The sequence below is a fragment of the Acinetobacter sp. YZS-X1-1 genome, from assembly GCF_000804305.1.
Taxonomy (GTDB): Bacteria; Pseudomonadota; Gammaproteobacteria; order Pseudomonadales; family Moraxellaceae; genus Acinetobacter; species Acinetobacter variabilis.
The window spans coordinates 132,997-155,969 of sequence record NZ_JWHB01000003.1 but is presented as its reverse complement, the minus strand read 5'-3'; the positions used below and the strand labels follow the sequence as shown (position 1 = coordinate 155,969).

At 43.3% G+C, this 22,973-nt stretch carries 19 protein-coding genes; 13 read left to right on the top strand and 6 right to left on the bottom strand.

Annotated elements, in window-relative coordinates; all coding sequences use genetic code 11:
- Window positions 1–116: 116 nt before the first annotated feature.
- On the bottom strand, window positions 117–488 hold the full coding sequence (locus RJ01_RS03230; protein ID WP_004782632.1) for an MCR_0457 family protein: 372 nt from the start codon (window positions 486–488) through the stop codon (window positions 117–119).
- A 108-nt stretch (window positions 489–596) separates the two neighbouring features.
- Between RJ01_RS03230 and surE the strand changes: the two genes are divergently transcribed.
- The 3 genes from surE (at window position 597) to RJ01_RS03215 (ending at window position 3,341) form a co-directional block, all read left to right on the top strand.
- Window positions 597–1,373, top strand: coding sequence for a 5'/3'-nucleotidase SurE (gene surE, locus RJ01_RS03225; protein WP_005234998.1), 777 nt, complete (start codon window positions 597–599; stop codon window positions 1,371–1,373).
- Between the two features lie 107 nt (window positions 1,374–1,480).
- Entirely contained in the window at window positions 1,481–2,320 is an 840-nt protein-coding gene (locus RJ01_RS03220) for a peptidoglycan DD-metalloendopeptidase family protein (RefSeq protein ID WP_034170030.1), read from the top strand.
- Between the two features lie 91 nt (window positions 2,321–2,411).
- Window positions 2,412–3,341 (top strand): LysR family transcriptional regulator, encoded by a 930-nt coding sequence (locus RJ01_RS03215; RefSeq protein WP_034170029.1) that lies wholly within the window; start codon window positions 2,412–2,414, stop codon window positions 3,339–3,341.
- Between the two features lie 57 nt (window positions 3,342–3,398).
- On the opposite strand, the gene RJ01_RS03210 is transcribed toward RJ01_RS03215, so the two are convergent.
- Window positions 3,399–4,610, bottom strand: a complete 1,212-nt coding sequence (locus RJ01_RS03210; protein WP_034170028.1) for an aspartate aminotransferase family protein — start codon at window positions 4,608–4,610, stop codon at window positions 3,399–3,401.
- Window positions 4,611–4,770: 160 nt separating this feature from the next.
- Between RJ01_RS03210 and grxD the strand changes: the two genes are divergently transcribed.
- Window positions 4,771–5,112, top strand: a complete 342-nt coding sequence (gene grxD, locus RJ01_RS03205) for a Grx4 family monothiol glutaredoxin (protein ID WP_004782624.1) — start codon at window positions 4,771–4,773, stop codon at window positions 5,110–5,112.
- An 86-nt stretch (window positions 5,113–5,198) separates the two neighbouring features.
- Here grxD and RJ01_RS03200 read toward each other — a convergent pair whose 3' ends face one another.
- Window positions 5,199–7,850, bottom strand: coding sequence for a Lon protease family protein (locus RJ01_RS03200; RefSeq protein WP_034170027.1), 2,652 nt, complete (start codon window positions 7,848–7,850; stop codon window positions 5,199–5,201).
- 178 nt (window positions 7,851–8,028) lie between these two features.
- Here RJ01_RS03200 and RJ01_RS03195 point away from each other — a divergent pair, with 178 nt between their 5' ends.
- From RJ01_RS03195 to rpmE, 4 genes are all read left to right on the top strand, one after another.
- On the top strand, window positions 8,029–10,200 hold the full coding sequence (locus tag RJ01_RS03195) for an MFS transporter (RefSeq protein WP_376738165.1): 2,172 nt from the start codon (window positions 8,029–8,031) through the stop codon (window positions 10,198–10,200).
- Window position 10,201: 1 nt separating this feature from the next.
- Window positions 10,202–10,603 (top strand): lactoylglutathione lyase, encoded by a 402-nt coding sequence (gene gloA, locus RJ01_RS03190; protein ID WP_004782618.1) that lies wholly within the window; start codon window positions 10,202–10,204, stop codon window positions 10,601–10,603.
- Window positions 10,604–10,747: 144 nt separating this feature from the next.
- Window positions 10,748–11,725, top strand: a complete 978-nt coding sequence (locus tag RJ01_RS03185) for a bile acid:sodium symporter family protein (RefSeq protein WP_034170026.1) — start codon at window positions 10,748–10,750, stop codon at window positions 11,723–11,725.
- A gap of 203 nt (window positions 11,726–11,928) precedes the next feature.
- Window positions 11,929–12,153 (top strand): 50S ribosomal protein L31, encoded by a 225-nt coding sequence (gene rpmE, locus RJ01_RS03180; RefSeq protein WP_004782616.1) that lies wholly within the window; start codon window positions 11,929–11,931, stop codon window positions 12,151–12,153.
- A 98-nt stretch (window positions 12,154–12,251) separates the two neighbouring features.
- On the opposite strand, the gene RJ01_RS03175 is transcribed toward rpmE, so the two are convergent.
- Genes RJ01_RS03175 through epmB form a run of 3 tightly spaced genes read right to left on the bottom strand, consistent with a single transcriptional unit; the run spans window position 12,252 to window position 17,176 of the window.
- On the bottom strand, window positions 12,252–14,417 hold the full coding sequence (locus RJ01_RS03175) for an EAL domain-containing protein (protein WP_034170025.1): 2,166 nt from the start codon (window positions 14,415–14,417) through the stop codon (window positions 12,252–12,254).
- On the bottom strand, window positions 14,399–16,144 hold the full coding sequence (locus RJ01_RS03170; protein WP_034170024.1) for a hypothetical protein: 1,746 nt from the start codon (window positions 16,142–16,144) through the stop codon (window positions 14,399–14,401). The genes RJ01_RS03175 and RJ01_RS03170 overlap by 19 nt, the downstream gene beginning before the upstream one ends.
- Before the next feature lie 9 nt (window positions 16,145–16,153).
- On the bottom strand, window positions 16,154–17,176 hold the full coding sequence (epmB, locus tag RJ01_RS03165; protein ID WP_004782609.1) for an EF-P beta-lysylation protein EpmB: 1,023 nt from the start codon (window positions 17,174–17,176) through the stop codon (window positions 16,154–16,156).
- Window positions 17,177–17,554: 378 nt separating this feature from the next.
- Between epmB and efp the strand changes: the two genes are divergently transcribed.
- The 5 genes from efp (at window position 17,555) to RJ01_RS03140 (ending at window position 22,966) form a co-directional block, all read left to right on the top strand.
- A complete protein-coding gene (gene efp / locus RJ01_RS03160) occupies window positions 17,555–18,124 on the top strand; it encodes an elongation factor P (protein ID WP_004782608.1) in 570 nt (189 codons plus the stop codon).
- Between the two features lie 170 nt (window positions 18,125–18,294).
- The gene (locus RJ01_RS03155; protein ID WP_004782607.1) at window positions 18,295–20,394 is read left to right on the top strand and encodes a carbon starvation CstA family protein; all 2,100 of its coding nucleotides are present in this window, start codon (window positions 18,295–18,297) and stop codon (window positions 20,392–20,394) included.
- Between the two features lie 10 nt (window positions 20,395–20,404).
- The gene (locus tag RJ01_RS03150; RefSeq protein ID WP_004782606.1) at window positions 20,405–20,707 is read left to right on the top strand and encodes a YbdD/YjiX family protein; all 303 of its coding nucleotides are present in this window, start codon (window positions 20,405–20,407) and stop codon (window positions 20,705–20,707) included.
- Between the two features lie 390 nt (window positions 20,708–21,097).
- The gene (locus RJ01_RS03145; RefSeq protein ID WP_034170072.1) at window positions 21,098–22,048 is read left to right on the top strand and encodes a MoxR family ATPase; all 951 of its coding nucleotides are present in this window, start codon (window positions 21,098–21,100) and stop codon (window positions 22,046–22,048) included.
- Window positions 22,049–22,060: 12 nt separating this feature from the next.
- A complete protein-coding gene (locus tag RJ01_RS03140) occupies window positions 22,061–22,966 on the top strand; it encodes a DUF58 domain-containing protein (protein ID WP_034170023.1) in 906 nt (301 codons plus the stop codon).
- The last annotated feature ends 7 nt before the right edge of the window (window positions 22,967–22,973 follow it).

Sequence of the window (22,973 nt, the reverse complement as noted above, 5' to 3'; positions counted from 1 at the left end):
TAAAGATATTTTTAAAATTGAAAAGAGGGGAAATGTAGTGAAGCTGTAGAATTATGAAGAAATGTGTAAGAGAAAAAAGACGATGCTGGCATCGTCTCATTTCAGCGAGAAAAACCTTATTCCTGATAGGCTAAAACATCTTCACACGCTGTTTTTTGTTCGTCTTTTGCAGTCTGTTTTGCACCTTGACGCGCTTCTTCAAGCACAGTCTTGTATTCACTGTCTGCCTGAAGTTTTTGATAGGTCATAGATTTGTCTGAGTATTCTTTTAGATAAGATTGAATCAGCTGCTGAATCGTTGTATCGAATTTTGCATTCTGACCAATAATGCCTGGACATACTTCGATCATTACCTGTGCAGACGCAACATCTTCTTTCACGATCATGTCATTTTCTTCAGCTGTCAAATCATTGGCAATAACTGCAGGAGATACAAAAGTTGCCAAACTTAAAGCCAAAGTACCCCAAAGAGAGAATTTTTTCATCATCTTAAGCCATATGTATTAATGGATATCGTGCTACAAATATATATAATTCCTGAACTAATACAATGAAATGTCCTAGCGAGTCATTTTTTAGCTCAACGAGATTTTGCAGTGAATATATTAATTTCAAATGATGATGGTGTTTTTGCACCGGGTATACAGGCATTGGCGCAGGCCTTGAGACCTTTAGGACGCGTTGTGGTGGTAGCTCCGGAAAGTGAACGTAGCGGATTTTCCAGTGCACTCACTTTAGACCGACCATTAAGACCAATCCAGATTTCTCCCGATGTATGGGCAGTGAATGGTACGCCAGCAGATTGTGTTTATCTGGCCATGAATGGTTTATTTGATGTTGAATTCGATCTGGTGGTCAGCGGCATTAACAGTGGTGCCAATCTGGGAGATGATGTGCTGTACTCAGGGACGGTGGGTGCCGCATTTGAAGGCCGTCTGGCCAAACAACCTGCATTGGCAGTTTCTCTATGTGGGCAAAACGTTCGATCTTATACCTTGCCAGAAGATTATCGCATTGCAGCGCAATGGGTACATGATTTTATCGCGGCAGGTTTGCCGACTTTGCCTGAACGTCATATTTTTAATGTGAATATTCCTGATATGGCTGAGCTGAAAGGAACTAAAGTGACCTTTCAGGGACGCCGTAGCCAGTCCAAGCCGATTACCAGTCATGTAGATCCACGTGGTCGCCAGGTTTACTGGATTGGGCTATCGGGTGAAGCAGTCGCAATGCCAAAACATAAAGGAACTGAAATCGAGTCAGACTTTTTTGCAATTGCCAATGGCTATGTAAGCGTGACGCCAATTCAGATGGATGCCACAAACTATGACACACTTCACACTTTGCAAGCCCAGATTCTAAATAAAATCTAATGAATGTTATAAGTTTGTGAAAAATGAAAGCTTACAAGTATATTGTAGTAAAACTTTGCTAATCTTACTGGGTTTTTGCAACCGTATAGATGTTAGAGAGGAAGATAATGTCCTTGGTGTCACCGAAATACTTCATTCATGCTTCACCATCCAGCTTCATCAAAACTCTGGTTTTGTCCACTGTGGTTGTTTCCACAATGATTATTACTGGTTGTGCCACTAAACCTCAGGTCAATAATATGACCCGCTATGCCGCAGCGCCTGACTTCTATACGGTACGCTCTGGGGATACTTTGAGTGGCATTGCTGCACGTTATGGTCTGAGCTATATCAGTGTGGCAGAGATGAATGATATTGCTCCGCCGTATCGTATTTATGTGGGTCAGTCGATTCGCCTGAAAAATAACACTACCGCTCGCCGTACTACAGCGACTCAACCTGTTACCCAAGCTTCACCGATTCAGCGTCAAACGATTGCGATTCCAGCGCCAACCACTCCCGCTCCAACAACTGTTAAGACTACGCCAAAACCTGCCACCACTACTTCCGCACCGATTACCCCAGTATCGACAGCAGCAGGATTACGTTGGGTCAAGCCATCAAATGGTCCGGTATTACAAAACTATGATCTGGCCGCAAATATCAAAGGTACCCGTTATGGCGGTAATGTCGGAGATACGGTCTTTGCTGCAGCAGATGGGCAGGTGGTATACGCAGCAGATGGCCTGAAGGAATATGGTAATCTGGTACTAGTTAAACATATTAATGGCTATATCACCGCTTATGCGCATAACAGCAAATTAAGCGTGAAAAGTGGCCAAAATGTAACGGCTGGTCAAAAAATTGCCGAGATGGGGGCGACTGGTACAACCCGCACTATGCTTGAGTTTCAGGTTCGCTTGGACGGAAAACCGATTAATCCAACAACAGTTTTACCAAATAATTAAATAAATAATGCAAAACGTAAATTTCACCGTATAATACAATGAGTTGCTTTTATCAAAAGATGAAGCATCTCATAAGTTTAGAGGGGAATTTATGTTAGATCAACTTCGAGCAATGGGTGTCTTTGCTTGTGTTGTGGAAAAGAACTCGTTTAGCGGTGCTGCACGTGAGTTAGGGATTACAACCAGCGCCGTGAGTCAACAAATTCGCTCTTTGGAACAGGATATGGAAGTTGTACTTCTAAATCGTTCTACGAGAAAATTAAGTCTGACCGAAGCGGGACAAGCTTTTTTTCACAGCTGCCAGGAAATGTTGTCTGCTGCTGAGCGTGGAAAGGTTCGCATTAACGAGTTACGTGACGATCTTGTTGGTGAACTTCGTATTGTATCCTTACCGGAAGTGTGCGCGAACCATGTGATTCCTGCACTTTCTCACTGGATGTCCGCACACCGTGGCCTGACAGTCCACCTGGAAACAAACAATCATGAGGTTGATTTGTTGGAAGAGCGTATTGATATTGCCCTGCGATTTGACCAGAACGATGATGACCACAACCTTCAGGTTGTGCCATTAATGCAGATTGAACAGATTCTTGTTGCTGCGCCAAGCTATATTAACCAGACCGCAATTATCTCGCGTCCTGAAGACCTGAAACACCATGATGTTTTGCCTTTAACGCATATTAAAAATCATCAGAATTTCAGTTTTCAGCATGTGCATAGCACAGAAAAGGTTGAATTTGAACTAAGCTCACGCTTTAGTACCAATAATAGCTTGGTTGCAAAAGCCATGTGCCTGCAAGGCAACGGGGTTGCCAAGATTTTATATCTTGATGTTAAAAAAGATTTATTAAATGGTTCACTGATTGAAGTCTTGCCTGAATGGAAACTTCCACCAGTCACCCTTTATGCAGTTATGCCTAATCGAGAACAGCAACCGACTAAAGTCCTGCGCTGTCTGGATGCATTGAAACAATATTTTAGCCAGATCTCTGGTGGACGTTTGTTACAAGTCGCATCATAAATTCCCTATAAACAAAAAAGCCGCTTTAAAGCGGCTTTTTTGTTTTTCAAGATAGACTTAAGCAAGGTAGGCCTTGATCATTTTCACTAAACGCTCGATCAGTTGATCGGCCTGTTCCTGTGTAATATTCAGGGTAGGCAACAGACGAACGACATTACCTGCAGTCACGTTAATAATGGTTTTGTATTCATCGCGTGCAATATCCACCAGCTCACCACAGTCTTTAGGCAACTCAATCCCAATCATCAGACCGAATCCGCGTACAGTCACTTGATGATCTGCAAGCTTGTTACGTAACTGCTCAACAATATATGCACCTTTTTCAGCGGCATTGGCTACGATATTTTCTTTTTGCATAATATCGATGATGGTATAAACCACGCGTGAACCCAATGCAGTACCGCTATAAGTCGAACCGTGATTCCCCGCAGTTAAAACACCGACACCACGACCTTGAGTCATCACGGCACCAATTGGGAAGCCATTGCCCAGACCTTTAGCAGTCGTCAATACGTCGGGCACAATATTGGTGTGCTGATAAGCAAAATATTTACCGGTACGGCCATTACCTGTTTGTACTTCATCCAGCATCATCAACCAGTTGTGCTGATTACAGATCTGACGGATTTCTTCTAGGTAACTAAAGCCTTGCGGTGCTGTATTGACACCACCTTCACCTTGGATCGGTTCAACCAGAATAGCCACGATATCCGGATGGTTAATTGCAGCTTCTTCAATGGCTTCAATATCACCAAAAGGTACACGAATAAAGCCTTCAACCAATGGACCAAAGCCTTGTTGAACTTTTTTGTTACCGGTTGCAGACAGGGTTGCCAGCGTACGGCCATGAAAAGATTTGTCAGCTACAATAATTTTTGGTGACGCAATACCTTGCATATGACCGAATTTACGCGCAATTTTGATCGCACCTTCATTCGATTCTGCACCACTGTTGGAGAAGAAAACTTCTTCCATGCCAGCGACTTCAGCCAATTTCTGTGCTGCAGCAGTTTGCCAAGGCACTTCAAACAGGTTACTGGTATGAATCAGGGTTGCAGCCTGTTCCGCAATTGCTTCAGCAATCACTGGATGAGCATGACCCAAACCGCAAACGGCGATCCCAGTTAAGGCATCTAAATACTCTGTACCATCTTCGGTATAAAGATATGCACCTCGTCCTCGGACAAAGCTGATCAGTTGACGACCAAAGACTGGCATCAAATGTGAAGGTTGATCAGTTTGTACCGGAGCGAGGGTAATATTGTTCATGACTAACTCTTTACTGTTAGGTGGAAAGAAAAACTTATATAAGCAAAAACTTGGTCAGATTTAAAGGGTAATTGTAAATAAAAATGGATTTATTACTTTAGACGTACTGTTTTTCTCTGTTTTGGGTATAATGCGAGACAGATTAGTTGAGGATTTATCAATGACTGAACAAGCACGCGATACCGAAGCGTTAATTCGTGACCAAATTGCCAAGCACGCAGTACTTCTTTATATGAAAGGCACACCACAATTTCCACAATGTGGTTTTTCTGCACGTGCGGTAGAAGCACTCAGTCAAATTGGTCGTCCATTTGCTTATGTTAATATTCTGGAAAACCCTGATATTCGTGCAACTCTGCCACAAATTGCGAACTGGCCGACATTCCCACAACTTTGGATCAATGGTGAATTGATCGGTGGTAGTGACATCATCCTAGAAATGTTCCAAAAAGGTGAATTACAGCCTTTAGTAGAGCAATACAGTCCAGCACCTGAAGCTTAATCCTTGGATTAAACTGATAGATATAAAAAAGCGCTTCCGAAAGAAGCGCTTTTTTTATGGGTGGATAGTGAGGCAGGGGGGCAGAATTAATCTTCTGCCTGATCCTCAGATTTTTCCAGTTCTTTTGATTCAGCAACCAAGGCCTCAGCTAACGTATCTGGATCGGTCTGAACTTCCTTTATAAGCGCCTTATCTTTTTTCTTTTTCTTCTTTTTTTTCTTTTTCTTAGGTTCTTCCTCAAATTCGGCACCATCTTCAATGGCTTGCCAGTATTCGAGTTGGTCCATCACAGCAGCAAAGATCGAGTTTTTGCTATAACGACCTTTCTTGTCCATAGTCCCGACCGGACGAGCCATCAGAATTTCCAAAGCCTGCGCGATATTATCAATGGCATGAATATGGAACTGACCTTCTTCGACTGCAGCAATAACATCTTTACGTAACATCAGATGCTGCATGTTTTGTCGTGGAATAATCACACCCTGCTTACCTGTCAGGCCTTGCAGCTTACAGGCATCGAAGAAACCTTCAATTTTCGCATTAACTCCACCAATCGGTTGTACCTGACCAAGCTGGTTCATGGAACCGGTAATCGCCCAGGACTGGTCGATCGGTAATTGGCTAATCGCAGAAATAAGCGCTGAAAGTTCAGCAACTGTCGCGCTGTCACCATCCACCTGACCATAGCTTTGTTCGAAAGCTAAAGCGGCAGAGAAGTGCAGGGTCTGTTCACGACCAAAATGGGCTTTTAGAAAAGAGGCCATCAATAGCACGCCCTTAGCATGCAAAGAACCGCCAAGTTCTACACTACGTTCGATATCCAGAATATCACCGCCACCTTGATATACAGAAGCAGTTAAGCGTGAAGGTAGACCAAATTCAACATCCGCATAATGAATCACAGACAGCGCATTGATTTGGCCTAGACGATGACCGCGAGTTTCAATCAGTTGGGTGCCACGGGTCAGATCTTGCCAGAATAGCTCACGTAAATAGCCTAAGCGATATTTACGATGATCCAGTGCGGTATTGATATGCTTTTCTGACACCATCTTGTCACCCGCTTCGAATGCATGATGATGCGCTTCACGAATCAGGTCGCCCAGCGTTAATGCATGTAGTGACAGGGAACTCTGATCTTCAGCCTGACGGCTTGAATCGGTCAGCAGGGCAGATAATGCAGAACGGTCAAATGGCAATAATTTATCTGATTGCACATAGTCAGCAATCAGTTGCATATAGGCTTGCTCATTTTCATCATTACGTTGCAAAGTATCGGTAAAATCAGCACGGATTTTAAAGATACTGCCTAGTTCTGGTTCAAGTTCCAGAATTTCATAATAAATTTCTGGCTCTGCCAGCAGCACTACTTTGATATTCAGCAGAATAGAAGCTGGCTCAATGGAAATGCTACCGGTGAGGGTCAGCATATGTTCCAGAGAAGAAAGCTTGAGATGCCCAGATTTCAAGGCACGTTTCAGACCTTGCCATGCATATGGCTGTTCCAGTAACTGTTCAGCTTCAAGCATCAGGAAACCGCCATTGGCATTATGCAAGGAGCCGGGACGGATCAGCGTGAAATCTGTAGTAATCGTACCATTTTGGGTCAGCTGTTCTACATGACCCAATAGATTGTAATGCGTCGGGAAATCTTCAAAAATAACGGGTGCACCGCTATTTGGCTTATGGGTGACGATCACATTGGCCTGGAAGCGCGCTGGTACGCGGCTGAACTGGGCAGGGGTAAAATCGTCTTCTTCCTGTTCCAGTACAATTTCAACATTATTAATAATGTCTTCAGCATATTGCTTCAGATATTGTTCCAGACCTTCGACATGCTTGAATTTAGTCAGCATCTGCTCAACACGTGGCATCACTACCTGCTTGGCAATATCACGGTTCAATACTTGAACACGGTCACGCGCATCATCTTCCAGGTCACCCAGATGAAGTCCCAGGCGTTCCAGTTTCTTGTCCATGTAACGCATGTTAGAGGCGATTTCGGCACGATCTTTATTGCTTAAAGCATTCAAATCTTCCTGAGACATTTCCTGTACTTTGTCATCTTTCAGATGAATTGGCACAAAACAATGTTCATCATTGCGGGAAATCAGTTTTAGATCGAGTTCTTCACCTTCACGGGTCAGTTCAATCAGTGCGAGTTGCTGTTCATCACCCGTTTCCTGACGAATCATTTCAATCCGGTTGTGATAGCTTTCCGCAGTAAAACGACGCTCCAGCTGTTTTAGAATGGATTGCCAGCTTTGGTGCAGCATCGCCTGAAACTTGGGTCCCTGACCAGCTGGAAATTCCAGTGCGATAGGCTGACGAGGATTCTGAAAATTATTGACATAGACCCAGTCATTTGGCGTTTGCATGGTTTTGGCATGTTGCTGCAACAAACGCTTCACCATAGTGCGTTTGCCGAGTCCTGCTGTACCTACCGCAAAGATGTTATAGCCTGAATATGGCAGGGCAATACCGGCTTCAACCGAAGCACGGGCACGGTCCTGGCCTAGAAAATTATTTAAAGGCTTGATTCGCTTGGTCGATGCCGGGATTTTATCCGGATCGGCAATACGCGTCAGTTGTGCCGGTTTCAGGCATGTCTTTTCAAGGGTTGGTGTAATTTCGCTTTGTTCAAAGGCTGAGATAAGTAGGTCGGAGCTGATGCTTTGTTGAGATATAGTTGTATTACTTGAAATTGAAGAATGAATTTGATCGAGTCTCTGAGTCACTGTTGAAAGTCCAAAACGAAATATGACGTGGATAAGGTTTAAGGTATACAGATTTACTTGAAAAATTCAAGCCAACATGTCAGTTTTGCCACAAAATAAAAAATCGGGTATGCGAGAAATATATAAATTTTGTTGAAAGATACGTTATTAAAGGATTGAATAGCAGCAATTGGTTTTCGTGGAAAATAACAAAGCAATGACAACACAAACGACGGGTTGGAAATCCGCATTTACAGCATTTCTGGATCGACGTGCCCTGATCATGCTGTTTCTCGGATTTTCAGCCGGTGTCCCGATTCTTTTGATCTTTTCCAGTTTGTCTTTATGGCTCGGTGAAGCCGGAATCAGTAAAAGTGCGGTGACTTTTTTTAGCTGGGCTGCACTAGGCTATTCATTTAAGTTTGTCTGGGCGCCATTGATTGATGAATTACCTGTCCCATTTCTGACCAAAGCTTTGGGTCGCCGGCGCGCCTGGCTATTGATTGCTCAGATCCTGATTGTAACTGCGATTTCAATTATGGCTTTTTCAGATCCAGCATTGGGGCAGGCACATTTACAGCAGATGGCACTAGGTGCAGTCCTGCTGGGATTCTCGGCTGCAACGCAGGATATTGTCATTGATGCCTATCGTATTGAGCTGGCCGAAACTCAGATGCAGACCGTACTGGCATCGACCTATAATGCGGGTTACCGGATCGGGATGATTGTGGCTGGCGCTGGAGCTCTGTTTCTGGCGGCATATTTAGGCACGGCCAAAGGCAATTATATCTATGATGCCTGGAAATGGACTTATCTGGCGATGGCAGCGGTTATGCTGGTTGGGATTATTACTACACTGGTCATCCGTGAGCCTCAGGTGGATCGGATACGTAAAGATTACCAGCGCAGTGATTATTTCCGCTTGGTTGGCGTGTTTTTCGTGGCTGTTATAAGTTTTGTGCTGAGTTATGTCTATTCCGGTGACTTGGTATCTAGCATCACTGAACAGTGGGCAATTCAGGATACTTTTGCCTTGTTCTGTTTTGAGGCTTTACGCTTTATCGGTTCAGGTGCTGTTGCTTTCGGTGTGGGTACGATTCTGGTCAAAATGGGTGCTGTGAATAAGCAGATGGCATTCGAAACCTGGGTCAATCCCGTAGCAGATTTCTTTGATCGCTATGGCTTAAAGCTGGCTTTGGTGTTGTTATTGTTGATCGGTTTCTATCGGGTCTCCGATATTATTGCCGGTGTGATTTCCAATGTGTTTTATCAGGATCTAAATTTTAGCAAGGAGCAGATTGCTGAAGCTGTAAAAGTGTATGGGGTAATTTTCTCCTTGCTTGGCGGTTTTTTAGGTGGCTTGCTGGCCCAGAAAATGAACATCATGAAACTGATGTTTGTAGGCGCGATTCTGGCCTGTTCAACCAATCTGATTTTTATTGGCTTAGTGAAGTCTGGTGAAAAGCTGGGGCAGGTCGAAGTTCAGGTAGGTCAGCAAACCTTTCGGGCAGATACAGATGAAGTCGGTTACTGGAAACTGAATGTACCCAATACTGCTTTTAAAGAGGCCGAACAGATTCAGGTTCGTGCACATTATCTGAATCATCCGGCAGATGCAGTACAAGTCAACCTGCCTTATCTGCAACAGAATGATTCGAAAGCAGCACAATTACAGCTTCTGCCTGTTACCACAGATAACCTGATCAGTGCCAATGAACAGGAAAATAGCATCGTGGTTCGCGGTCAGTATCTAGGGCCGGATTTAACTGCAGAGCAAAAAATTGTATTAGAGCTGAATGGCGATAAATTCGAAGCCAAGCTGGATGAAGGACGTGTCTTTAGTGCTGCTATTCCTGCCGAAAAACTGATTGCTGCACCTGTGAAGCAAATCAATGCAAGCTTAATGCAGCAAGAGCATCCGATAGTTGCCCAGCAGCATTCATATGCTGTGGACTTGTCGCAGACCCAAGCCAATCCGATGGATATCGATGTTCAGCCAATTACGATTGGAACTGGTGAGAATGTCGAAATTCAGGGTAAAGTGATTAAACCTTATAGTTCATGGTGGCTGTATTTTGCAATTATTGTCGATAATCTGGCTGCAGGTCTCGCAGGTGCAGCCTTTATTGCTTTCCTGTCCAGTCTGACCAGTGTGTCCTTTACCGCTGTTCAGTATGCTATTTTCAGCTCACTCATGACTTTAACCCCTAAGATTTTAGGTGGATATTCAGGTACTATAGTGACCAATATCGGTTATCCGAGTTTCTTCCTGATGACCACTTTAATCGGGATTCCAATCCTGATTCTGGTGGTTTGGGTGGCAAAATTGCTCGGTGAACACCAACAACAATCTGTAAATAAGGATGATTAATATGCGCATGCTGCATACCATGTTACGTGTAGGCAATCTGGAACAATCACTCAAGTTTTATACTGAGGTTCTTGGTATGACTTTACTTCGTAAGCGAGATTATGAAGAAGGTCGTTTTACCTTGGCTTTTGTAGGCTATGGCGATGAAGAAAATCACACTGTGCTTGAACTGACCCATAACTGGGATACAGAAAGCTATGACCTGGGCAATGGCTACGGTCATATTGCGATTGCGGTAGATGATGCTTATAAAGCCTGTGAAGAAATCAAGGCACGTGGTGGCAATGTTGTTCGTGAAGCTGGCCCAATGAAAGGCGGTGTCACTGTGATTGCATTTGTGGAAGATCCAGACGGTTATAAAATCGAATTGATCCAGCAAGACAATAACGCACGTAATAACTAAGTGTTATAGAGCGAGATATGTGAAATGTATTCATGTATGGATGAAAATATTCCATCAATCTGAATGCATAACATGGACCCGGCATCTGTTAAGATAGCCGGGTATTTTTTATCGAATAATAAAATTTTGAGGGAAGGAAATCAGATGCTTAAACTGCTGGCATTGGACCGCTTTACGATCTTGCTCTTTGTTATGGTGTTACTGGCCAGTGTATTGCCAGTGTCAGGGCAGGCAGCTGAACTCTTTAGCTGGATCACGACAGCAGCCATTGCCATCCTGTTTTTCCTGCATGGTGCCAAGCTTTCGCGTGAAGCTGTAATTGAAGGCTTGATGCACTGGAAATTACACACTTTGGTCTTTGCCTTGACCTTTGCACTCTTTCCAATTTTAGGCTTGCTGGCAAAGCCAATCCTATTGCCAATGCTGGGGCAAGAATTATATTGGGGATTCCTGTTTATGTGCTTCTTGCCATCAACCGTACAGTCTTCCATCGCCTTTACCTCAGTGGCTCAAGGGAATATTGCCGGTGCAATCTGTAGTGCTTCATTTTCCAATATTATCGGGATGTTCATTACACCGATGCTGGTCGCATTCTTTATCCTTGGGAAATCTCAGCATGGCTTTGATCCGACAGCATCGATTCTACAGATTACGCTGCTGTTATTAGTGCCTTTTATTTTAGGTCAGTTACTACGTCCATGGATTTTCCCAAAAATGCAGAAGATGCCCAAGATCGTTAAAGTATTCGATCAGGGCTCAATTCTGATGGTGGTTTATGGGGCATTTAGCAGTGCGGTGGTGGCTGGGCTTTGGCGTGAAGTCAGCTTAAGTACTTTGCTCTTGCTGCTGCTGGCATGTTCGGTTTTATTGACCATTGTGATGCTGTTGTCGCTATTTATTCCACGCTGGTTGGGCTTTAATCGTGCTGACCAGAAAACGGTGTTCTTCTGTGGTTCCAAAAAAACGCTTGCCAGTGGTGTACCGATGGCACAGATTCTGTTTATTGGTCAGCCACTTGGCATAATTGTTTTACCAATTATGATTTTCCATCAAATCCAGCTCATGGCCTGTGGTGTGATTGCGAATCTCTGGGCCAAACAGGCCGTACATACAGAAGAATAATTCGCTTATTGGATTTGTTTGCCGTATAATACCGCCCAACTTGTTGTGCTTAGCTCTGACGGTATCCGTCTCGGTGGGCCAAAAGAATGGTCTGTTGTGGTGTTGATCTGCCTGAATCCTGATTCTGGCCCTTCCTCAATATTTGAGAGTGATCAATTGCGATGACAGCAAAACCTTCTTTCATCTTAATGGAGTAATCGACGATGCGCGCCGATATTCACCCAAAATACGAAAAACTAGTTGCTACTTGTTCATGTGGTAACGTAATCGAAACTCGTTCAGCTGTTGGTAAAGAAACTCTTTACCTAGACGTATGCTCAGCTTGCCACCCATTCTACACTGGTAAGCAAAAGAACGTTGACACTGGCGGCCGTATCGACAAGTTCAAACAACGTTTTGCTGGTATGTCACGTTCTGTTAAACGTTAATACCCAAAATGAAAAAACGGGCTTTATGCCCGTTTTTTTTGTGCCTGCAATTTAGAAAATCATTTCACGTTTCTAGATTGAAAGGCGAGTACAAGACCTTAGTGGTCTTGTACATCAATCAGATGATCCAGTTTTTTCTGGAAATAATCACCCTGAATAAAGCGTGCATCGACGTTCCAGGCATTCGCAAATAAGGTCATGTCATTCAGTTCACGGATCATGATATTCACTGGTTTGATTTCATTGTACGTGGTGATTTTTTCCTGTAACTGTTCAATTTCAGCATCATTGTTCAGCATCTTGGTCAGTTTGCTATCCAGGCTCAGACCATTGATATCAAACTCACGTAGTAGGGTTTCACTATACATTGAGTGACCAAAGTTACGAATCGCAATTCGCGCGCCATGTTCACGTAAAGTACGTAGATATTTCTGCGCATCCTGCTGGTTCATCAGGATATCTTCTTCTGAGAACTGTAAAGTTAAAGGATGTTCGACTTTACTGCGAATAATGGTAATTAGTTTGGAAATAAACTCAGGAAAAGTACGGTCTTTAAATAGTACCGCACGGTTCAGGTTCACGATTAAACGGGCATCCGGATACTGGGTAATGAAGTTGTGCAATTGCTTGCTTGATTCAACCAGAATCCAGCGATCGAGTTTAATAGATAATTCATCATCTTCATTGAGTTCTATCAAGGAAGAAATGTCCTGCCATTTATTTTCAAAGATAAAGCCACTAGTCACCTCATACATATAGAGGTTGGTATCTTCTTTATCATACAGCTGTTGATATTTCAGATGAATTTCACCACGTTCCAGACATTCACGCAGTGCTTTTAATACTGGCGATGTAGTCAGTGGTACAGCACTGACTGCTGGACTGACCGGTATGGACTCAGGCGCTGGAATAACGGGTTCTGAAACCGTGAAGTCAATGCTTGGCATTGAAATCGATTCCTGAGTCGTTGCAGGAATATCCAGAACAAACTCAGAAGTTTTTTGTGCTTGTGGTAAAGGAGTAGAGAAAGCCCGACCGATTAATTCATTACAATGGCTTTCATCACGCAGTTCACCGTCAAGCAGGGTATAACCGATGCGCAGATTGAGCGGATAAGTTTGCTGATTCACTGTAATGAGCTGTGGTTTGGTCAATGAACCTAGTCCAACCAGTTTGGATTCCAGAATGTCTTGCGCATCTGCCTGAATGATCCCCACCAGAACATCATGTTCCAGTTTGAAGAGCGGAATACGAACCTGCTCTTTCAGGAATTTCTTAATTTCATGGAAGTAACCTATGTAGGTCGCCCAGTCACCATTCAGGACTTGCGGCTCATACGCAGCAAAGGAGAAAGTGATCAATGCATTGGCTTTGGCCGGTTCACGATTGAGTTCACGCTTAAGTGACTGTAAGGTATTTGGCTTGTTTGCAACTTTTTCAGAAGAGGCACTTGCCTGAGTAGTCGCTGTATCAATCGTAATTTGTAGTGCATCTTCTTCAGCACTAGATGCCAGAAATTCCAGTTTTAATGGATTGGCAGCAGCCACATTTGGATTCGACGAAGTAATATCAAAACGGCCTAAATCAAACTGGCCCTGAGAAATCTTTTTAAAGCGGGTTTTAAAATCATTCAAATCTTGCGGCTGTAACAGGTCTAAAAGCGGCAGACCGATAATATCATCCTCGCTTTTAAGGCCAAACAGTTTGAGATAATCGGCATTAGCCTGAATATGGATGCCTTCCTGAATGGTTGCGACCGCACGGTTACTGTCTTCTACCAATGATTGTGCCTGGCTTTGTGCAGTTTCCAGTTCTTCAATTAAATGGCGCTGTGCTTGCATCGTACGGCTAAAGGAAAGGGCACGTACCAGATTAAGGAAGAAGCGGCCTGGGTAATCCAGATTCAGAATGTCAAAAATACCTTTACGGATATACTGGGCATATTGTTCAGCCTGATAATCTTCTGGTTTTAACAAAAGAATAGGAAGGTCAGGTTGCTGCGAAAGTTGAACCAGACTTAAGGCCTGTTCATATTTCAGATCATACGCACGACCAAAAATAATCAGGTCCCAGTTAAAGTTTAACTGTTTTTCAAAAGATTGCAGATCATCAAGCAGAACGGCATCGACCTGATATTCATTGCTGGTTAAGAGATCACGGATTTGGTTATATCTAATTTGATTATCATCAATGATCAGTAAACGTGTTTCAGTACGTTTTAACTTTTTAGACAATAATGGATTTCTCACTTCAATGCTTCCCATAAATCGTGATTTCTAGTTTCATTCAATTGCTTATGTATAAAGTTTTCGATGATATCTTCTTCTTGATCATTTAATAATTCATAGTCAAAACGGATAAAACTTTGTGTAATGAGCTGCGCCTTGGTCAGGTAGATTCTGAGTTCTTTTTGGCCAAGTCGTAAATGAATGGTCTGTTTTTCCCTAAACATTTGTGAGCCAGAGACAATAATACTGGTTGAGACCTGATCAAGCTGGGTCATCTGTACCAGAATGGCTGGCTGATAATTGACACTGTGTTTGTCGGTACGGGCATAGACTGCGCAAGGGAACAGTTCCTGTGCGAGAATTTCCAGACCAATTTCCAGACTTTTATCAGCAGACTGTTTGATCCAGCGAATGACACCACCACGCCACTGGCTTTGAGATTTTTCCTGAACCAGAATAAATTCGCCAGTTTTCAGATTGGCAGGTGTGATACCTGACCATTTAATCCGGTAACCATTAACACTGATATCGAGAACTTCAGCGGTATGAATCTGTTTGGCTTCGCGATCGAGCGCCTTGATACTGCTGAATCCGCTTGGAACGGTATTATGCATTGAGCTGATAAAACTGCTTTCGCTCTGGAAACCATAATTACCTTCCAGTTCCAGCGTTTCATTAAAGTTTTTACCCTTAGACAGATAAAAATGCGCCACCGTTAAGCCAAAGCAGATATTGATCTGTGCAGAATATTCATAACGCTCATGACGGCGTTCGACATTATTCGAAAGCAGGTTATAGATATGAAAATGCAGGGCAGGCGTCAGGAACAGCTTTTCATTACGTGACAGATATTGGGCATTTTTGCTTTGAGTGCCGGTCAGGTGTTCCATCAGGTTTTGTGTCGAAATATAGAAGCTCGGCTGGAAATGCTGACCCTGATGAGAATTTAATAAAGGTGGATGATCTTTGCTGGCATCAACCACATAACGTGATAGCGTGGTTTCTTTCGGTAGAATCTGAACCAGTTTCGCCCAGTCTGCACTACATAAATATAAGCCCTGAATTTCAGCAGGACGAATCTGATGAGTATTAAAAATATCTAGTAAGATCAGTCGTGCATAGGCTTGGGCAATATTCTGGATTTCGTGCTGGGTGCCAAGAACCTGATTAATGTTGGTCTGATAGAAATTATTGTCCATCGCACATTCCAGCAACTGATGTGCTGCCAACCACTGACCGGCGCCAGGTGTGCTATACAGCATATGCTGTTGATAGAGCAGGAGACTTAACTGTTGCAGGCCATAGTAAATAGACACCATCCGGGCACTTTGCAGGCTTTTCTTTTTGCCCAAGGAAAATAGTGAAAACTTTTGATGATTCAGCTGATGATTACAGCGTTTGGCAATATCTATATAGATTTTGGCAAAATAGCTGCGTAACAGCATAGCCAGCTCAATAATCTGGTCATTGCGATCTGTCGTGATCAGACCCTGATTGACGAAATGTTTCTCAAGACTGGCCAAAACATTTTCAAGGGTAGGGTGCAATACCTGAATCAGGTCAAAACGCAAGGTTTCCGCACATTTCAGTTCGGAAATTTCCAGTAAAGCACTGAACAGAGACTTGGATGAATTCCCCAATTGCATGATTGAAATTCCTGCGACCCATTCCTGCAATGCTTTGGCATTTGTGGGACAAAAACTTAGCTGTTCTATGGTGAGTTCAGCCGTTGTCTGAAAAATGTCTGCAGTATGCTTACTCATCTTTATTATTTAACTCAAAAATGTTGAAACCCCAAAAAGCGGTGTCTTATTCTTCTCGCCCGCTATTTCTCGAACTAGTTTAGGAACCAGATACCCCGGTAGGTTCGCTAAAACTTCTGTATAAATCTCATTGATGTGCTCAGCAGGTAAATCAAAATGATGCGCACCTTTTACTTTATCAAGTACATGTAAATAATAGGGCATCACGCCAGCATCAAACAAGCGATAGCTTAAATCAATCAAAACTTGAGCAGAATCATTAACCCCTTTTAATAAAACTGCCTGATTGAGTACCGTGATCTGATGCTGAACCAGCTGATTAAGCTGCTTACAGGTCAGGTCATCCAGCTCTGATGCATGGTTCGAGTGTACCACTAGAATAATACGTAGCCTACTGTTTTTTAACATGCTTAGTAGCTCTTCGTCGATCCGGTTTGGGATCACAATAGGAACTCGTGAATGTATTCTTAAAAATTTGAGATGTGGTACCGATTCTAGTCGTTCAATCCAGGTTTTTAATTTTCGGTTAGATAAGGTCAGTGGATCGCCCCCACTCAGAATTACTTCATTAATATCTGGCTGGCTTTCCAGATATTGTTTGATATTAATCCAGTCTTCATTTTTAGGCAGATTTTCCTGATAGGGGAAATGGCGGCGGAAACAGTAACGACAGTGGACTGCACAGGCACCGGTTAAGGTCAGTAAAAAACGTGACTTGTATTTATGTAGAACACCAGGCTGCTGGTTGGCTTGTTCTTCACCTAGGGGATCGGTGACAAATCCCGGATGATCTTCCAGTTCCAGATGATGTGGTAACACTTGTAATAAAAGTGGATCTAAAGGATTGCCTGGCTGCATTCTGGAAACAAAAGCTCGCGGCACACGTAGTTTAAAGGCTTGAGAGGCCAGCAGAGCACCAGATAACAGCTGATCTGGTGAAAGCTGTAAAATCTGTAGTAGTTCCTGTGGATCAGTGATCAGATCACTCAGTTGCGATTGCCAATTTGCTTCTTGATATAAATACTGTGTCATGCCGGAAGATCAAAAAAAGATGAAGGCGATAGCCAGAAGTGCGCAGTTTAGCAGTTTGTCTACAGATGGGAATGTGAAAGCCGGCTAAAATTTCTCTAAACACGATCAATTTGCTATGGTATGCAAAAGTATAGAGACTTTTATATGCTTGGAAGACTGGTTGTGCACCAGTATTGGAATAGCTGATGCTAAGTTAAGCAGTGTCAGCAAGTTAAAACCGATTTTTTCGTTGCGACTTGGTGTATTGCTCATTTAGAATACGCAACATTAAATGAATGTGCATGTGGCAACTCATGTTCGTGTCAGACTTGCTAAATGACATTGCAACAGCCCATAGCATCAATAGCTTAAAGTTAGTAAGTTTGGAGTGAGCCAATCATGGCCTATTATTCTACGAACGATTTCAAGTCTGGCCTGAAGGTTATGCTTGATGGTAACCCATGTTCAATCATGGAAAACGAATACGTTAAACCAGGTAAAGGCCAGGCGTTCAACCGCGTTAAATTACGTAACCTTCGCAGTGGTAAAGTTTTGGAAAAAACTTTTAAATCTGGTGATTCTCTAGAAGCTGCAGACATCGTAGAAGTAGAAATGGAATACTTGTACAACGATGGCGAAATGTGGAACTTCATGGATCCTGTAACTTTCGAACAGATCGCTGCTGATAAAACAGCAATGGGCGACGCTGCAAAATGGTTAAAAGACGATTCAAATGAAAAATGTACTATCATGTTATGGAATGGCGTACCTTTAACAGTAAGCCCACCAAACTTCGTAGTATTAAAAATCGTTGAAACTGATCCAGGCGTTCGTGGCGATACTTCTGGCGGTGGCGGTAAACCAGCGAAACTTGAAACAGGTGCAGTAGTACGTGTTCCATTATTCGTTCAGCAAGAAGAAAGCGTTCGCGTAGACACCCGTACTGGTGACTATTTAGAACGTGCATAATGGTCGGAAAATAGACTATTATCAAAGGGGATGACTAAAATCATCCCTTTTTTTATGCCAAAGTCTTAGAGGAATTCGAAAGGAACAAGCGTAAAGTCGCAAGGGAAAACAGCAGTACCTCGAATAAAAAAATCACGCTGATTTATATGCTTCACAAAATGAGGGATTGAATGGAAACTTTACAACAGAAGTCAACCATGACTTCGAAAATCATCTGGCTCCTGGTAGCCATAGTCGGGGCAGTCTCCTTCGGGATACTTGCACTCAGTCGTGGTGAGCATGTGAATGCAGTCTGGCTGGTACTGGCCGCAGCCTGTGTGTACAGCATCGCTTACCGTTTCTACAGTTTATTTATTGCCAATAAAGTTTTTGAACTGAATGCACGCCGTTTAACACCTGCCCATCGTCTGGGTGATGGTCTGGATTATGTGCCGACCAATAAAAGTGTGTTATTCGGTCACCATTTTGCCGCGATTGCCGGTGCGGGTCCTTTAGTCGGTCCAATCCTTGCAGCGCAGATGGGTTATCTGCCAGGCACGATCTGGTTACTGGTCGGTGTGGTACTGGCAGGTGCGGTACAGGACTTCCTGGTACTGTTTATTTCTACCCGTCGTGACGGCCGTTCACTGGGTGAAATGGCAAAACAGGAACTGGGTACCTTTGCTGGTATTATCGTGATGCTTGGTGCGCTGGGTGTGATGATCATCATCCTAGCAGTATTGGCGCTAGTGGTTGTCAAAGCACTGACCAATAGTCCATGGGGCGTATTCAGTATTGCAGCTACGATTCCGATCGCCATCTTCATGGGTATCTACATGCGATTTATCCGTCCGGGTAAAATTGCAGAAGTTTCGATCATTGGTTTCGTATTGATGATGCTTGGCATTATCTATGGTGAAAACGTTGCACAGCATCCATACTGGGGGCAGCTATTTACCTTAACGGGTACTGAGCTGACTTGGGCACTAATCATTTATGGTTTTATTGCATCGGTATTGCCCGTCTGGTTATTACTTGCACCACGTGACTATTTATCAACCTTCCTGAAAATTGGTGTGATTGCCGGTCTGGCGATTGGTATTCTGTTCGCGATGCCGGAAATGAAATTGCCAGCGATTACCAAATTTGTCGATGGTACAGGCCCAGTATTCGCTGGTTCAATGTTCCCATTCCTGTTTATTACCATTGCCTGCGGTGCGATTTCTGGTTTCCACGCACTGGTTTCTTCAGGTACGACACCGAAACTGGTCAACAACGAACGCGATATCCGGATAATCGGTTATGGCGGTATGTTGATGGAATCATTTGTTGCGATCATGGCTTTGATCTGTGCCGCGATTCTTGATCCAGGTGTGTACTTCGCGATTAACTCACCAGCAGCACTACTAGGTACAACCGTAGATACTGCAGCTGAAGCAGTACGTAATCTTGGTTTTGTGGTAACGCCTGAAGCGCTGACTCTCTTGGCTCAGGAAGTAGGTGAGAACTCGATTCTGTCACGTACGGGTGGTGCACCAACTTTCGCGATTGGTATGGCGCATATCATTACCGAAATCTTTAACAGCCGTGAAATGATGGCCTTCTGGTATCACTTTGCAATTCTGTTTGAAGCTTTATTCATTTTGACAGCGGTAGATGCGGGTACTCGTGCATGTCGCTTCATGGTTCAGGATACAGTTGGTATCGTGATTCCTGCGGTAAAACAATCTCATAACTTCTTCGGTAATATGCTGGGTACAGCCATTGCTGTTGCTGGCTGGGGTTTCTTCGTTTATCAGGGCGTTGTTGATCCATTAGGCGGTATTAACAGCTTGTGGCCACTGTTCGGTATTGGTAACCAGATTCTGGCTGCAATGGCATTGATTTTGGGTACTGTGATTCTGTTCAAGATGAAGAAAGAGAAATATGTGTGGGTAACCATTGTTCCAACCGTATTCCTGTTTATTACTTCAATGACGGCAGGCTGGCAGAAGATTTTCCATGAAAATCCAAAGATCGGTTTCCTGGCACAGGCAGAGCGTTTCAATACGGCAATTGCGAATAATGAAATTCTGGCACCAGCGAAAACCCTGGCTGAAATGCAGACTGTCGCAATGTCGAACCAGATCAACGCAGCACTTTGTGGCTTCTTCATGATCGTAGCGTTTGTAATGCTATTTGCTGCGATTGGCGTGATCCGTCGTGCCCTGGCGAGCCCGGTACCAACCGTAAATGAAGCAGAAGCAGTATATCGCGATCCTGAAGAAATTCAGCCTGCAAAAGGACATTAAGGAGCAGCGCATGAACTTGAAGTTTGCTAAAGGTGGAAAAGCGGTTATCTATAAAATCATCAAGATGACCGTGATGTCACAAAAAGACTTAATCCTGAACCCGAAAAACTGGTCACGGATTGCGACGTTGTGGCAGCGTTTACAGCAGAGTTTCCGCCTGATGGTGGGTGTGCCGGATTATCAGACCTATTTGGCGCATATGAAAAAGCACCATCCTGATCTGGAAGCGATGGACCCTAAAACATTTTATCGTCACTGTGTAGATTCGCGTTATCCATCTGCCGGTGGAGATATGAAGAAGTGTCCATGCTAATAGATGAATAAAATGAGCGCCTTTCGGGGCGCTTTTTTATGGGCAAATTTTAGGATTCAAACAAGATAAAACAAAATTATGATCTATTTTGACATTGGGAATTTAAATTTTTAAAAGTCTTTACCTTTTAGGTATAAGTTCAGATCTCAAAGGTTTTTAATAGCCTGTTATTTCTAATAAATATGCCAAGGAAAATGCAATTTTTCTAAACTTTAATCTTAAAGTTTCAATTGGTTCTTATAGGAAATTTAATCATATAAAATTTCTAAAATTCCCAATTTATTCTGCAGAAATAAAGTCGGCAGATGACTGATCTTTGGGGAATTTTAAAAAACAGTGTATGTTAATCCTACAGCATGTTTTATTAGGGAAAATATTGTGATCTGGGGCATGAAACAAAAAGAAAAGCTGGATATTGCGCACAACAATGATGAGCTTGAACAGAAGCTGGCTGATTATGCCCCCAAGATTCAAAAATATTTCCAAGAAATTAATGCGATTGTTCTGGATAAACATGCACAGACCAGATTAGCCCTATGCTGTCTTATTGCAGGCGGACACGTATTATTTGAAGATTTACCCGGTTTGGGCAAGACAACATTGGCAAGCAGCCTAGCCCATCTCGCAGGACTGAAATTTCAGCGAATTCAGTTTACCAATGACATGCTGGCCAGTGATGTGATCGGTATCAATATGTTTAACCAGAAAGAACATCAGTTCGAGTTTAAACAGGGGCCTATTTTTACCCAGATTTTGCTGGCAGATGAAATTAACCGTTCCAGTCCCAAAACTCAGAGTGCCTTGCTGGAGGCGATGGAAGAAGGCTATGCCACTGTCGATGGGATACGTTATGCATTGCCTAAGCCATTCTGGGTAATTGCGACCCAGAACCCCTTATTTCAAAGTGGCACTTATGCCTTGCCTGAATCTCAGCTAGACCGTTTTTTAATGCGCCTGTCTTTGGGTTACCCATCCCGTCATGCTGAAAAACTGTTATTACAGCAAGAATCCCGTTTTGCCTTGATCGCAAGCCTAGCACATGTGTTTAGCGAAAATGAGGTGCTGGAATTACAGCAGTTGACCCAGCAGATTTTTATCAGTGAAGCAGTTCAGGAATATATGCTGGATCTAGCAGAAGAAACCCGTAAGAAACGCCAAGGCTTATCAACACGAGGTTTGCTGGCGCTTAAACGTGCAGCACAGGCGAATGCCATCATTCAGCAACGTAGCTTTGTAACTCCGGACGATGTACAAGCCGTTTTTGTGGCAGTCGCCGCCCATCGTCTGGGGCTGAGCGATGCAGAAACATTAAATGTGATGCAACAGGTTGCAGTCAGTTAAAGGAGTCCGCTCTTGGATAAAACCTGGCAAAACTGGCTGGCGAAACGTTTTCAATTTTCACAGCAAAAACAGCTTTCCCAAAAGGATGTACTGGTCTTTATTTATCAGCAGGGTTATCTATATCTGGTTCTGATTTTTATCACCTTTATTGCTGGCGTGAATTATGCCAATAACCTGATCTTAGGTTTCTGCTTTCTGATCAGTGCAGTGCTATGTGTCAGCTTCTATCTGACCTTTAAACAGTTGCATGATCTGGATATTGAAATGGTTGCTGAAGACGTCGGACAGGTGGGTGATGCACTCAATTTGCATTTTTATTTTCAGCAAGCCACAGCCCGGCCGCGTTATCTGTATATTAAGGCCGGCAATCAGCTGGAGAAAGTTTATCTGACTGAACAAAAGCAGCATTGGGTGCTGCCATTTTATGCAGAACGTCGCGGTAAATTTGAGTATCCGGTGATTCAGATCTATTCAGTCTATCCTTTTGGTCTGGTTCGAGCATGGACCTACCTTTATCATCATCAGTTTGCCTGGGTGGCACCCAAAGCCCAAAATAACACTTCGGAAAACAAGATTTATCAAAATAGCTTTGAACCGGATATGGATGAGTTCCGTGAATTACGAAATTATCAATCTGGAGACTCATTGCAGGCGGTTTCCTGGAAACAGTTTGCACGTGGGCAAGGCTTATATGTCAAAGTCTTTGAACAGTATCAGGATGAACATAGCATTGAGATTCATTATGAACATATGCCTAGCCAGTCGCATGAGGAGAAACTGGGCTTGATGATGGGACTGATTGAGCAATGTGAGCAGCAGCAATGTGCATATGCGTTACATTTACCACAGGTAGAATTGCCGCAGGGAGCAGGTGAAGAACAGTTACGTAAGGCTAAACAATTATTGGCTCAGGCATAACGGGTGA

Coding starts and splice junctions, on each gene's coding strand:
- RJ01_RS03230 (WP_004782632.1), bottom strand. CDS start 488: ATGATGAAAAAATTCTCTCTTTGGGGTACTTTGGCTTTAAGTTTGGCA.
- RJ01_RS03220 (WP_034170030.1), top strand. CDS start 1,481: ATGTCCTTGGTGTCACCGAAATACTTCATTCATGCTTCACCATCCAGC.
- RJ01_RS03215 (WP_034170029.1), top strand. CDS start 2,412: ATGTTAGATCAACTTCGAGCAATGGGTGTCTTTGCTTGTGTTGTGGAA.
- RJ01_RS03210 (WP_034170028.1), bottom strand. CDS start 4,610: ATGAACAATATTACCCTCGCTCCGGTACAAACTGATCAACCTTCACAT.
- grxD (WP_004782624.1), top strand. CDS start 4,771: ATGACTGAACAAGCACGCGATACCGAAGCGTTAATTCGTGACCAAATT.
- gloA (WP_004782618.1), top strand. CDS start 10,202: ATGCGCATGCTGCATACCATGTTACGTGTAGGCAATCTGGAACAATCA.
- RJ01_RS03185 (WP_034170026.1), top strand. CDS start 10,748: ATGCTTAAACTGCTGGCATTGGACCGCTTTACGATCTTGCTCTTTGTT.
- rpmE (WP_004782616.1), top strand. CDS start 11,929: ATGCGCGCCGATATTCACCCAAAATACGAAAAACTAGTTGCTACTTGT.
- RJ01_RS03175 (WP_034170025.1), bottom strand. CDS start 14,417: ATGGGAAGCATTGAAGTGAGAAATCCATTATTGTCTAAAAAGTTAAAA.
- RJ01_RS03170 (WP_034170024.1), bottom strand. CDS start 16,144: ATGAGTAAGCATACTGCAGACATTTTTCAGACAACGGCTGAACTCACC.
- epmB (WP_004782609.1), bottom strand. CDS start 17,176: ATGACACAGTATTTATATCAAGAAGCAAATTGGCAATCGCAACTGAGT.
- efp (WP_004782608.1), top strand. CDS start 17,555: ATGGCCTATTATTCTACGAACGATTTCAAGTCTGGCCTGAAGGTTATG.
- RJ01_RS03155 (WP_004782607.1), top strand. CDS start 18,295: ATGGAAACTTTACAACAGAAGTCAACCATGACTTCGAAAATCATCTGG.
- RJ01_RS03150 (WP_004782606.1), top strand. CDS start 20,405: ATGAACTTGAAGTTTGCTAAAGGTGGAAAAGCGGTTATCTATAAAATC.
- RJ01_RS03145 (WP_034170072.1), top strand. CDS start 21,098: ATGAAACAAAAAGAAAAGCTGGATATTGCGCACAACAATGATGAGCTT.